The organism is Mucilaginibacter gotjawali (genome assembly GCF_002355435.1).
In the GTDB taxonomy this organism is placed as follows: Bacteria; Bacteroidota; Bacteroidia; order Sphingobacteriales; family Sphingobacteriaceae; genus Mucilaginibacter; species Mucilaginibacter gotjawali.
Map to the genome: position 1 here is coordinate 2713200 of NZ_AP017313.1, position 13423 is coordinate 2726622.

General features: G+C 40.7%; 12 protein-coding genes. 3 read left to right on the forward strand and 9 right to left on the reverse strand.

What is annotated here, in order from left to right:
- The first annotated feature begins 10 nt into the window (after nucleotides 1–10).
- From MgSA37_RS12175 to MgSA37_RS12185, 3 genes are all read left to right on the forward strand, one after another.
- Complete coding sequence (locus MgSA37_RS12175; RefSeq protein ID WP_096352242.1) at nucleotides 11–1093, forward strand: hybrid sensor histidine kinase/response regulator; 1083 nt, start codon at nucleotides 11–13, stop codon at nucleotides 1091–1093.
- Nucleotides 1068–1700 carry a response regulator transcription factor gene (locus MgSA37_RS12180; protein WP_096352243.1) on the forward strand — a complete coding sequence of 211 codons (633 nt, stop codon included), beginning with the start codon at nucleotides 1068–1070 and terminating at the stop codon, nucleotides 1698–1700. Before MgSA37_RS12175 ends, MgSA37_RS12180 begins: the two co-directional genes overlap by 26 nt.
- Before the next feature lie 330 nt (nucleotides 1701–2030).
- Nucleotides 2031–3071: a PAS domain S-box protein gene (locus MgSA37_RS12185; protein WP_096352245.1), complete on the forward strand. Its 1041-nt coding sequence runs from the start codon at nucleotides 2031–2033 to the stop codon at nucleotides 3069–3071.
- A 108-nt stretch (nucleotides 3072–3179) separates the two neighbouring features.
- Here the strand turns inward: MgSA37_RS12185 and MgSA37_RS12190 are convergent, their stop codons facing one another.
- The 9 genes from MgSA37_RS12190 to MgSA37_RS12230 all read right to left on the reverse strand — a co-directional run bounded on the left by MgSA37_RS12190 (nucleotide 3180) and on the right by MgSA37_RS12230 (nucleotide 13125).
- A complete protein-coding gene (locus MgSA37_RS12190) occupies nucleotides 3180–4592 on the reverse strand; it encodes an MATE family efflux transporter (RefSeq protein WP_096352247.1) in 1413 nt (470 codons plus the stop codon).
- Nucleotides 4593–4598: 6 nt separating this feature from the next.
- Nucleotides 4599–4988, reverse strand: coding sequence for a DoxX family protein (locus MgSA37_RS12195; protein ID WP_096352249.1), 390 nt, complete (start codon nucleotides 4986–4988; stop codon nucleotides 4599–4601).
- Nucleotides 4989–5062: 74 nt separating this feature from the next.
- On the reverse strand, nucleotides 5063–5563 hold the full coding sequence (locus tag MgSA37_RS12200; protein WP_197706128.1) for a dihydrofolate reductase family protein: 501 nt from the start codon (nucleotides 5561–5563) through the stop codon (nucleotides 5063–5065).
- 8 nt (nucleotides 5564–5571) lie between these two features.
- Nucleotides 5572–6897: a hypothetical protein gene (locus MgSA37_RS12205; protein ID WP_096352250.1), complete on the reverse strand. Its 1326-nt coding sequence runs from the start codon at nucleotides 6895–6897 to the stop codon at nucleotides 5572–5574.
- A 101-nt stretch (nucleotides 6898–6998) separates the two neighbouring features.
- Nucleotides 6999–7382 carry a DoxX family protein gene (locus tag MgSA37_RS12210; protein ID WP_096352252.1) on the reverse strand — a complete coding sequence of 128 codons (384 nt, stop codon included), beginning with the start codon at nucleotides 7380–7382 and terminating at the stop codon, nucleotides 6999–7001.
- Between the two features lie 21 nt (nucleotides 7383–7403).
- Nucleotides 7404–7829 (reverse strand): VOC family protein, encoded by a 426-nt coding sequence (locus MgSA37_RS12215; protein WP_096352253.1) that lies wholly within the window; start codon nucleotides 7827–7829, stop codon nucleotides 7404–7406.
- Nucleotides 7830–8017: 188 nt separating this feature from the next.
- Nucleotides 8018–9655 carry a gliding motility protein RemB gene (locus tag MgSA37_RS12220; protein ID WP_232010849.1) on the reverse strand — a complete coding sequence of 546 codons (1638 nt, stop codon included), beginning with the start codon at nucleotides 9653–9655 and terminating at the stop codon, nucleotides 8018–8020.
- A 32-nt stretch (nucleotides 9656–9687) separates the two neighbouring features.
- Entirely contained in the window at nucleotides 9688–11238 is a 1551-nt protein-coding gene (locus MgSA37_RS12225; RefSeq protein ID WP_157750550.1) for a gliding motility protein RemB, read from the reverse strand.
- Nucleotides 11239–11328: 90 nt separating this feature from the next.
- A complete protein-coding gene (locus MgSA37_RS12230) occupies nucleotides 11329–13125 on the reverse strand; it encodes a polysaccharide biosynthesis protein (protein ID WP_232010850.1) in 1797 nt (598 codons plus the stop codon).
- Between the last annotated feature and the right edge of the window lie 298 nt (nucleotides 13126–13423).

Sequence of the window (13423 nt, forward strand, 5' to 3'; positions counted from 1 at the left end):
AGTTATCATAATGGAAAAAAAGCAATTCAACATATTGGTTATTGAAGACAACGAGGGTGATTTTTTACTCGTAGAAGAGTTCTTATACGAGAAATTTGAAGAAGTAAATCTAAATCATGCAAAAAATTCAAGGCAGGCAATTGATGTTTTATCCGCTAAATCTGTACCTTTCGATGTAATTCTGCTTGATCTTTCCTTGCCCGACAGAACCGGGATCTCCCTTATTTACCAGGTTATTTCCGTTTGTGCTGATGTGCCGGTGATTGTTTTAACAGGTTATGACGATTTTGATTTTGGCATAAAATCTTTATCACTCGGCGTTTCAGACTATCTGTTAAAAGATGAATTAACGTCCTTAACCCTTTATAAAAGCATAGTTTACAGCTCGGAACGGAAAAAAATTACCTCTGCGCTTGAAGCATCCGAAAAAAGGGCCCGCAATTACGCCAAACAGCTAAATGACGCCCTGGAGGATGAACGTTTAAGAATTGCAAGAGAAATACATGATGACCTTGGGCAGCAGTTTTCTGGTTTGAAAATGTCACTCTCAGCTTTGAAAAGATTAAATGGCTCAAAAAGCGAAATGGAGGAGATTATTGACAGTATGATTGGCGATGTTAATACAAGCATTCATTCTTTGCGGCAGATTGCTAATGAGCTGCGCCCCGTTATACTTGATAAACTGGGGTTATTTGCAGCAATTGAATGGCTGGTAAGCGGGTTTGAAAAAAAAAATGCGATAGAATGCCATATTCAAATAACCGACTTAATGATTACGCTTGACAAGGTGCAGGAAATAAATGTTTTTAGAATTTGCCAGGAAGCATTTACAAATATTTCAAAACACTCCGGTGCATCAGAAGTAGAGGTTTTGATAGAAAAACGTTACGGTGAACTAGTACTGCGAATAGCCGACAACGGCAAGGGAATTGATGAAACTAACGTTCAAAAGTCTTTATCAATGGGATTGATCAATATGCAGGAAAGGGCAAACTTCATTGGTGCAACTTTGAATATTGATTCTACGCCGGGTACCGGATCCAACATTATACTTACTATACCATTAAATGATAACAAAAATATTAATAGCTGATGATCATACAGCGATCAGGATAGGGGTAAAACATATTTGTTCCGCTGAATTTCCGTTTTTACATTTTGGGGAAGCGATTAGCTACGCAGAAGTATTTCAAAAGTTAAAAGAAGCCGACTGGGATATTTTAATACTTGATATTGATATGCCGGGAAGAAACGGACTAGACATATTGCAGCAAATAAAGGCCGAAAAAATTAAAGTCCCGGTGCTGATGTTTAGTTTTCACATAGAAGACCAGATTGCCTTAAGAGCCTTAAAATTGGGCGCTGCCGGTTATCTTTCAAAGGACGCAGCTGATAAGGAACTCATTAAAGCCATAAATCAAATCATTAACGGCAGGAAATATGTTTCGGAGCTTCTTTCTGAAAAGTTGCTTTCTTTATATGAAAAAGATTCCGAAAAAGAATCTCATGAACTTTTATCAACCCGGGAATATCAAACCATGTTATTAATCGCTTCAGGAAAAACCGTCAGCGAAATTGCTGAGATTCTTTCGCTAAGCACCCCAACCATCAGCACGTACCGCGCGCGTATTCTTGAAAAAATGAAAATGAAAAATAACGCGGAGCTTACCACTTATGTGATCAGCCGTAAATTACTTTAAATGTCGAACTAATTACTACAAAACATTCATAGTTGCTTCTATTATTTTTTAGCTGTTTAATGGTCAATTTTAAGCATTAAATAAACAGCACATGAACTGTTCAAACTCAACATTGCATTTGTACTGCGTAAACATCGAATGTTTTGCGTCAGTTTTTAAAAACACGATGCATATAAGGATTCCCTTAACTGAAGAAAATCTTTTAGCGCCGCATATTTGCTTTTGTTGTGGTCACAATTTGGTTTCTTCAATTGACCTTGAAATTGAACAGGTAACGGCTGGATATATACTCAATTGATACATAACTGACCAGGGGTAATTCAAAATAAAATGAAAATAGATAAAAGGCCATATACTATTTTAGTTATCGAAGATAATCCTGGCGATGTTACGTTGGTTGAAGATTTCTTATTGGAACATATTGAATACTTAAAGCTCAACAATGCGCGTAATTTTAAAACCGCAAAGGAAATTCTATCATTTCAAAATGGACTGATCGATGCGGTTTTGTTGGACCTATCACTCCCGGATAAGTCAGGTGTCGAGCTAATTTTAGATATTGTAGCACTTTGCCGGAAAACTCCGGTAATTGTATTAACGGGGAATTCCGATTTCTGCTTCGGTGCGAAATCCCTTTCGCTGGGCGTTTCCGATTATTTGTTAAAGGATGAGTTAACCTCATTGACTCTTTATAAAAGCATTGTTTACGGCATAGAAAGAAAAAAAGCAACCAGTGCCCTGGAAGAATCAGAAAAGAAATACAGTGAATTGTTTCATTTAAGCCCGATGCCCATGTATGTGGTTGATTTGGAAACCCTGGAGTTCCTGAATGTTAACAGGGCGGCCATACGGCATTATGGATATAGCCGCGATGAATTTTTAAGAATGACCATACGGGATATCCGGCCTGCTGAAGATATTCCCGTTTTGGAGGAAGGTTTGTTGAGCACGCAATACGAGGATCAATTAAACCTGAAAGGATCTTTCCGCCATAAATTAAAAAATGGCAATATCATCTACGTTGAAGTACAGGGCAGCACTATCATGCATAAAGGCAGAAAAGCCAAACTCGTTTTAGTGATAGATGTTACTGAAAAGCTGAGGTATACTAAAGCCATTGAAGAGCAAAATGAAAAACTACGGGAGATATCATGGATACAATCACATATGGTTAGGGCTCCGGTAGCCCGGATACTGGGGTTGATAGCCGTTTTAAAAGTGATAAAAGATAACAATAATGAAATGGAAAGGGTATTGAATTACCTGGAAATATCGGCTGATGAACTCGACCTGATCATAAGGGAAATTACCGATAAAGTAGCACTTCCTGATGATTTTGAATTTGCGAAAATAGAGGCTTTGGCTTTTTAGGGCAGGGATATGTGGTTTGGGTTAGAACAGGAGATGTGTGGTTTAGGTTGAAAGTGGAGATGTGTGGTTTGGGTTGAAAGGGTCGCTAAAGTCGCGACCTTTTTTTATTTACACCTTTATCGTTTTCCATTTGCCTTTTTTGAAAAGGTAAAAACTTAATAGTGCAGTTACAAATTGTGCAATTACAATTGCGATAAAAATAGCTTTTGGTTCTTTGATGTAGTACTGGCTTAAGAACCAGGCTAAGGGGATTTGAAAAAGCCACGAGCCCACAAAATAGACCAGGGTTGGGGTACGGGTATCGCCGGCGCCGTTATAGGCATTTAACATAACCATCTCGACGCCGAAGAAGATATAGCTTAAGCTGACGATTCGTAGCGTCTGTATCGCAAAATGCCGCGCCTGCGGGTCGGTATTTATAAAGTTTACTACAGGCGTGCCAAAAAGAAAGAAAAACAAACTGACGAGCACCATGTAAACTGTAACATAGCCGGTAGTTATCCATACGCTTTTTTCGGCTCTTTCCGGGTGGCCTGCCCCCAAATTTTGACCGGTTAAAGTTGCTGCGGCATTGCTCATGCCCCATGCCGGCAGCAGGAAAAATATCAGCAAACGGATGGCGATCTGGTAACCGGCCACTGCCGCCACTTGAAAACTTGCCATCAAACGCGTCAGAAATATCCACCCGCCCGAACTTACCAAAAACTGTACGGCGGCGCTACTGCCAATATTTATAATTTGCAGCATGAGGTGCTTTTGAGGCTTTAGCTGATGCAGGTAAAAAGTCAGCAAACCCTGTTTGATAAATAACCGGTACAATTGATACAAAACGCCCATGCCACGCCCTATGGTAGTGGCAATAGCCGCGCCTTGCAGGCCCATGCCCGGGATTGGCCCCAATCCGTAAATCAGCAATGGGCACAATATAATGTTGCAGCCATTACTGATCCACAGACTTCGCATAGCGATACTTGCATCCCCGGCGCCACGAAATATGCCGTTAATTAAAAATAATAACATAATAACCAGGTTGCCGCCATACATGATCTGGGTATAGCGGATATTTTCAGTTATCATTTTATCTTTGGCGCCCATCAGGTGCAAAATGTCTCTGGCGAACGCCACGCCAACAAACGACATGATCACTGATAATACGACTGCAAATACGATCACTTGCATACCGGCATGAGCCGCTTCTTCGTATTTTTTCTCGCCAACGCGCCGTGCCACCAGGGCCGTAGCCGCCATGCTTAAACCCATGGCTATGGAATACACAATACTGAGTACCGATTCGGTCAGACCTACGGTTGCTACCGCCGCATCTCCCAGTTTGCCGACAAAAAAGATATCAACGACCGCAAAAATCGATTCCAGTGACATCTCCAGGATCATAGGAATGGCCAGCAGCAATACCGCCCTGCGGATGCTGCCCGTCGTGTAATCCTGTTCGCTCCCTGCTAGGGCCTCGCCGAATAACTTAAAAAAGCGTTTTAATTTTGCCGTAGCCGTAAGTTCCGTCATTTGTTTTTATACCGTAGCATCTTTAACTCCGGCAGCTACTAATTTTTTATGATAGAAGATATAGGAAACCGCCAATAGCGCCAGGAATATGAACATCATCGCCCATTGACTTACCGGAAAACCTGTGGCATACATGGAATAGGTAGCGCCAAGCAGATCAAAAGTAAAGCCTGCATACGCCCATTCCTTTAACCTTGGAAAGCCAGGAGTAAGTATGGCGATTATTCCCAGGATTTTAGCAATAGCCAGAAAATGCATCACATAGGGAAGGTAATGCAATTGGTTCATCATTGCTGCGCCCTGTGGATTTTCCATGAAGCTACCGATCGCCGACCATAGCATTAAAAGTAGGATCAGCGTTGTTGAAATCCAATAAATGATGTTGATTTTTTTCATTTTTTTAATTGTTTATGCTTGTTGAATTAATTGATAGTAAAGTATAACGACGCCCGACTTAAGAATCTTAATATTTACCAGGTCCAGCTTTTTTTGTCTTCCAGCCCCGTAAATTGAGGTTTTCCTGCCCCTAATATAACAGGATTTATAATTATAGCGTATTCATTAATCAATCCCTGTTGAGTAAAAGCTGAAACAATGCTGCCACTACCCAGAATCAATATATCTTTTCCGGTTTGTTCTTTTAATTTCTTTATCGTCGTCACAATATCATCCTTTACTATGCCCGTATTGTTCCAGCAAACTTTATCAAGCGATCTTGAAAAAACGATTTTAGGCAGGCTATTCATTTTTCTGGCAATTATCGGGTCTGTTGCTATTGCTGCTTCCGAAGGCCAGTAGGAGGCCATCATCTGGTAGGTTTTTCGCCCTAATAAAATAACGTCTGCCGCGTTTAACATTTCTTCTGCGTACTGATGGAATTCGTCGTCTACAACATGCCAGCTCAGGTCGCCGTTTGCGCCTTCAAAGTATCCGTCTAAAGAAACCATGTTTGACACGATTAATTTTCTCATAAAAATATTTACAGCGCGAACCTTAGTTTATATTCTGAAAAATAATAGCTTGAATCTTTAAATTGATCTTTTAAAAATAATCGTGCTTCCCTGCCTAATTTAACACACGTATTTTTATTTGATATGTCTTCAGCAGATTGGGTCGGCTGCAATGAAGGGTACCAGATGATGTGCCCGGGCTTGTTCAATAATAGTTTCGGGATCGACCATTGCTGCGAATTATTGCCCTGGCCGGGATCCTGATTCTTATTAAAAGAAATATAAACGCTACTCCCTTTCCACGAGGGACCCTCGGCTTTTGCCATCAGCATTACCCAGCAACGGAGATAGGTGTTCCAACTTACCGATGGCCCCCAGTAAAATTTGGAAGCGGGATGTGAGGCCGGGCCGCCGCCCATCGCGGGAGATATCTGTAGCTTTGCAATCGGGTTTCCTATGCCATCATAGGGAATGTCAAATTTTTTTCCGCCCCAGCGCTTGGCTTTGCCTGCCGGCTGATCCAGATCGGTTAGTTTAATACGCGCCACACTGATGCATTGCCCTTTTCTTTCTGTTTCATTGTCGTACGTACTGGCAGCGTAAGTGCCGGCGTAGCCATATTCCCCGTAAAATAAATAAAGGTAGCCTTTTGATGCTACGGCTGATGGGTCACCAACGCCACCGGCAAAAGTTACAGACGTATTGTTCGGACGGAGGATCATCCTTGGCTGTTTGTCTTCAATAAAAATGCCCTTGTCCACCCAGCTTCGCCCGCCGTTTGTTGATTTCATGATACCTATCCTGCAAACGGCTGCAGGGGTAGCCGCGCCTGTTAATCCCTGTGGCCAGTCTTTGTCAATATAGCCATTACCCGAAGCGGGGTCGTATGGTAAAGTGGCAGGATAGTTTTCGTTGTGGTAAACAGCGTACAATGTTTTTCCACTTCGGTCCCCGCTATCCTGGTAAACGGTCTCAAACCACACTGCGCCATGAAGGCCGGTGCTTCCGGGTTTGGTATTTGGAGGCAATGCAGGCTCCTTAAATCCCGCAGGCAGGGTTTTAAAAACCTCATCCGGGCTGCGCCCGTCGGCGAATTTAAGATTGCGTGAATCGCCCCATAGCGGATCTTCACCGTATTTGCCCGGGAAAATACGTAATGTATCGCCAATCCAGGCTTCGGCCATATTACAGTCAACAAAGGAGTTTACAAAAAACTTGTCTGAAGGTATTAATGTTACGCCCGGCCCTGAACCGTTACTGCTTTTGATAGACGCGGGCTGGGTAAAAGCTAATGCTAATACAAGCAGGCATATGGTACCGGTGAGTTTTAAAAACAATTTAAGGTTATGTTCCATCTGGTTTAAAATAGGAAATTGGTTTAAACATAAACAAAAATTATCTTTAGTAACCCAGCTTTTTTAACGCTTTTTTTGTTGCCGCTATTATTAAATAGCAATCAGCTACTGGTTTTTAACCGGGTGAATTTCTTCCACACAAAGTAGTAAACAAACAATATTACCAACATAACAACAGGAGGGAGCAACAAGCCGATGCCATCGCCTGTATAGGCCCTTGACCAAAATGCACCGACAAATGATATAGTAAAACCCGAGAAGGCCCACTCCTTTAGGGTGTTGAACCTGGTTTGAAGTATAGCCAATACGCCAAGTAGTTTTGCCGAACCAATTATTGTCATCACATATAATGGATACCCGAGGTGTTGCATGCCCTCCACACCTCTTTTTTCGTGGTTTATTCCGCCTATGCCGTCCATTAGCATGGCTAATGAAAATAAACTTGTTAATATCCAGTAGGAAGTCTTTATTGTTTTAGATGTCATTTCAAAATTATTAATAGCCGGTTATTGTTGATTTGCAGTACCTTTATCGTAATTCAGCATCCACATAATGCCAAATTTGTCGGTAAAACAGCCGAATAATGATCCCCAAAAGGAATCTTTTAGCGGCTCAAGTATTTTTCCGCCTGCTGAGAGTTTTGAATAGAAAGTATTGATCTCATCTTCACTGCTACAATTAAGGGAAAGGGCAATATTATTGCCTTTTATAAAGCCATCAGGGCCAGTCATGTCTGTCGCCATTAAAAGCAGGGCGTCTTTTGTTAATGAAGAATGCAAAATACTGTCCTTCATGGAAGGGGCGCATTGATTTGCAATGGGAGATTCAGCAACGGTTTGGAAAGTTAACTCCCCGCCGATGCAATCCCGGTAAAATTCCATGGCCCTGCGGCAATCGCCGTTAAAGCCAACATAGGCATTAATTTGTGTCATGACTTGTTGATTTAGCTGGTTAATAATTATGCGAAGAGATTTGCCTGATCGCTTCACAAAACTACAATCATTCAAAAGATCACAAAGGTGCCTGGCATGACATAAAAAGGGGGGAATGGTGACAAATAAATATTGACGATATCCAGACGAACTACCGGTAAGATTAAAAAGACTTCAGGTTAGGCAAATCAATGCATTTTATAGCTGGCCAGGTCGGTGTACAATTCACGGAATGAACTTCGCAATCCAATTATGATCATAGATGCCTTGTTATTAAACTGACTGTTTTTTTCAACCCTCAATGTCCCCCCAAGTTCAAATCTTAAATTATACCGCGGATTGAGTACATAGGCAACCTTTCCTTCTACGTAAATCATGTTGGTTGTGAGTCCCTGCACGGTATAATTTCCGTATTGACGGGCTGCATTGGTATATATCTCAAAAATATTTTTTCCATAATCCAGCGTGTTCAAATCAAAGCCATACCTGCCAAAGTCGGTTTCCCCGCTAAAATCAAACCTTTTATAACTATAATTTAATAGCCCCAGGATTTCCCTGAAATTAGCTCCCCATGGATGCGCGAGAGGTTCGCCGTTTTCCGAATAATTCTCAATAGCCGACCTCGCCGAATAGGTATATGGCTTCGCATTATTGGTTTCGAGCAATAGGTTAAGATGATCAACCTCAAACAGATTGGTTGCCCTGAACCCTAATTGCCAGCCGTATTTATTAACTGATGAACCGTTGCTGGAAAAGAAATCGGCGGAATGAAATTCATTAAGGGCGAATTGACCGTAAACAGTTAAACCATTGCTAACCTTATATTTTCCTGTAAAACCCAGTAATGATTTATCCGGATCATCACTTGAATTGTTAACGGGTTTTGTAAATATAATTGGGTTTATATAATTGAAATCAAAAGGACGCTTTACGCCGTTGTCATCTGTGAAGAACCCTATAACATTATCAAAAAAACCGAAGGATAGCCGTTTACTGATGTTCCAGTCTAGATAATGAAAGACACCAAATTTTTTCCGGTTGATACCATATGGTGAGGTTGTAGCCGGATCGTTCATATATGCCCACATCACCATGTATCTCAAACTGCCTAGTGTTCCGGTAAGTTTAAAAAATGGATTCGGCGAAGCAAAGTCTGATAATAGCATGGACCGGTACCCATCCCCAATAAATGTTTTATCCCGTCCGGCGGCGATATTCAAAAATTTACTAGGCGTATACGAAGCGATGGCCGTAAAATAATACCACGCAGGGTTTTGTGGTAAAGTACGGTCATAAGCTTGCCCTGTAACAATGCCGGTTTGCCTGGTGTAAATGGCCATATATTCGGGTTGGATGGCTGTTGCTGCATAGCCGCTAATGTTGTAATAAAATTTATTGCCATGTGAACCGCCCATCTGAAAGCCTAACGAGGTAATGCTGATTGTTTTATGCCCTGAGAAATCCCTGCCAACAGTAAAGTCCGGTAACAGGTCGGCATAAAAAGATGATTTGCCGGATTTTATGTCAACCAGGTGTTCAGTATAGAGCTTTTTGTATCCCCAATCATTTTTTTGTCCCTTAGTGTTATAACGAATCATTGATTGCAGCGGAATTTTTAGCAGTGAATCACCGGCAAAGAATGGTTTCATCGAAGTATGTTCGCGTGTGCCTGTTGAATATAAGTCAACATTGGCTTTCTGGTAAAATTGGTAGGAGTAAGGCATATAATCGCTTTGCGCAAAAATCGGCGTACAAAAAACCGTATTAAACGCTATCAGCGTACAGCAAAAGCTATATTTTTTTAAAGTGTAGTTTTTTTTCATCATTGCTGTAAATTATAAACTTCAAAAAAACAGGGTTAAAAATCATGATAGAGATCCCGGAATGAACTTCTTAACCCGACTGTAAATAATATTGTTTTTGTGTTGCTTAGCGCATTGCTTTCCTGGCGGACGAGTACCCCAATTTCCATTCGTAAGTTGTATTTGGGGTTTAGAATATAAGCTACAGTACCCTCAGCATATTTCAAGGTGGTTGCCAGGCCCTGCCCTGTAACACTGTACCCTGGCGCAATATTTACATCGTTTGCAAGGGTAATATCTTTCCCATAATTGATGTCGCCCATATTTAAACCGTATTTTGCCCATAACAATTCTCCCTGGAAGTCAAATTTTCCGAGGCTGTAATTCAAGATACCAATACACTCTTTAAAGTTTGCACCAAGTGGATCGGCCAGTGGCTCATTCAACTCAGCATAATTTACAATAGGGTATTTATTCGAATAGGTAAATGGAGAGGCCGTGTTGTACTCAAACAAATAGTTTAAATTGCTAACCTTAAACAAATCCCAGCCTTTTAATCCGGCTTGCCAGGCGTTATTGTTCCCTTTTACCGCAGATGACAGGGACTGGTCAAAAAGCAGTTGACCATAAATTATGGTTTTAGTCAATATTTTATATTTGCCGTTAAACCCGATCAGTGTATGATCGGCTGCCTGGCTTGCGGGCCCCAAAGCCGGCGAAAAATATACCGGGTTAATGTAATTCATGTCAAAGCCACGTAATTTCCCCTCGTCGTTGGCCTCTTCACTGATAACCGCATTAAAAAAGCCAAGGGAAGCCCGGTTTGTAATGCTCCAGTCAATGTAGTGAAATACCCCCCATTTTCTCCTGTTGTTTGAAAATGAGTTAAACTGAACCGCATTCTGATCTTCCATATACGTCCACATGGCCATATATCGAAACTTTTTACCGAGGTTAACAGTCAGCCGTAATAAGGGGCAGGCCGATGCGTAATCCGATAACAACATTGAACGGTAGCCTTCGCCGATGAACGTTTTGTCTTCACCTAAAGCGATGGATATATTTTTACCGGCCTGGTAGCCAATCAATGCAGTCACATAAGCCCAATCTTTAGATCCTGCCGGTAAACTTCTGTTGTAGCCTTGGCCCGGCACCATATGCGTTTTGTTGATGTAATCTGTTTCGTAATTAGCAAACTTCCCCTGGTTTTCGTAACCACTGGTATAAAAAAAGAAATTTGATCCAACCGTGCCTGACACCTGGTACCCGCGTGTGTTTAGCCATATGGTCCGTCCGCCTTCAAGCTGTTTCCCTAATACCAGGTCTGGTAAATAGTCGGCATTTAAAGTATATCCACCGTTTTTAACATCCACAGCGTGCCCGCTGAAAACAATCCGGTGCAGCCAGCTTTTGTGGGAGTTATCTGCGCCTGCCATTACTATCGAGTCATAAAGTCTCCTTACAGCGCTGGAATCAGAAATGAAGTATGGCTTTACAGCGGTATGTGCGTTCGTATTTATAGTGTACTCCGCCTTATTCAATTTTTGATAAAATTGATATGAGTAAGGCTGATAGATCAATTGGGCATTGGTTTCCTTGGTTGTCAAAAAAAGAACAAAAAACGATATGAATACGAAAGAAGCTTTTTTAAAATAGTAACCGGGTTCCATCAGCACATATTTTGGGTTAGCAATTAACTAAGCAGAGCGAACTGTTTTACGTTTGGGTGGATCCAAAGACGCCTGTAAACCGCTCAGGATATTATCACAGGGCGCTCCATCCAACTCACCAAATGTTGAATTGTTACTTATATATTCAGGCACAATTGATTTCATTTTTTTTACCACGCCCAATATATCATTTCGGTTATTTAAAGCAATTAGTTCCTTTATATCAATGAGCACATCATTATAATTATTTGTAATCACTTTTGAAATCCTGATCTTTTCATGATAAGTTGGTAAAGTGCTTTCACCATCGTTTAGCAATTCTTCATACAGTTTTTCGCCGGGGCGTAAGCCGGTATAAACAATTTTTATATCCTTGTCAGGTTGCAGGCCGGCAAGTTTTATCATATTCCTCGCCAGGTCTGCAATTTTAACCGGTTCGCCCATATCAAAAATGAATATCTCTCCGCCTTTTCCTATGGTAGCAGCTTCCAAAACCAGCTGAACCGCCTCGGGTATGGTCATGAAATACCGGGTAATTTCAGGATGAGTAACGGTTAAAGGGCCACCTTTTTCAATTTGTTCCGCAAAACGTGGTACAACGGACCCATTAGATCCCAAAACATTACCAAACCGGGTTGTAATAAACCTGGTCTTCACCTGGTTGTTCCCCGGTATTCTTTTTATCGACTGAATATAGATTTCAGCTATGCGTTTGCTTGCGCCCATTATGTTGGTTGGGTTAACGGCCTTATCGGTAGAGATCATGACAAATTTTTCGCAATCAAAAGAAACAGCGAGGTCGGCGACGTTTTTTGTTCCCAATACATTGTTATGTACGGCTTCAGTGGGATTTTCCTCCATCATCGGGACATGTTTATATGCAGCTGCATGAAAGATTATTTCAGGACGATAATCAAGAAAAAGTTTACTCATGCGGTCGTAGTTGGTAACGTCAGCTATAAAAATATTTGCCACTACATTTGGAAAGGTTTCTGCCACTTGTAGGCTTAAATAATGTAAAGGGGTTTCCGCCTGATCGCAGAGGATGACCATTGATGGTTTGTACCTGATTACCTGGTTGACAATTTCCGAACCGATTGAGCCGGCTGCCCCGGTGATCAATATGCGTTTTCCAAGCAGATCCCTTGAAATATGGTCCAATTCCACTTGAATAGGCTTGCGTTGTAGCAGATCCTCAATTTTGAGATTTTTTATTTGGTTAAAGTTTAATTTTCCAAATAACCATTGATCCGTGGGGGGGATAGTAAGGACTTGAATGCCAAACGCAAGACATTTTTCTATAGCTATTTTTTTACTTTTTTCGTCCAGGTCCTGATTCAGGATGATCAATTTTTCAACGTTATATTTTCGCTTAAGCTTTTCAAGCGATTTTAAGTCGTAAACCTTTGTTCCCTGCAGTTCCAGGTTTTTTTTGCCATAATCATCATCTATAAAACCAATAATTGTAAATTTAGCTTGTACACTTCGTTGAAGTCCATGCTTTATAAACAGCGCTTCTGCGTCTGATCCGTATATCAAAACCCTGGTTTTTTTAGCGCCAGAGTCGTTTTTGATAAAGACAAATAACCCTTTAACAGCAAACCTGAAAATGAACAATGTCATGCTTGATATGGAAACATTTACCATTACAATAAAATTGATGGTAGTTTCATTACCGGGCATTAACCATAGGTTTACACATATTAAATAAATCACTGAACTTAGTAATACCGATCCGAATACACGCACCAGGTCAGTCATGTTTGAATAACGGAGAAAGCCGGTATGTATATGCATGATAAACATCACGATAAAAGCTATCATACAATATAAGCCTGTGTAAATAAAGAAATAACCTCTTAGTATATCTACGAATTCAAAACGGTAAACAATAAAATAAGAAAATGTAAACGACCAGATAACAATTAATAAATCTGATATCAAAATTATCCATTTTGGTATTACTCTTTTAAGTGCTGAAGTAAGGTTCATCTTTCTCAATATTTAGGTTATTGAAGCAACTACACCTTAAAATTATACCTTATTATACTTATTAATAATGATGATGATCACAAGTGATAACGATCATAATCTAAAAGATAATTACGTATTATTTTAATTA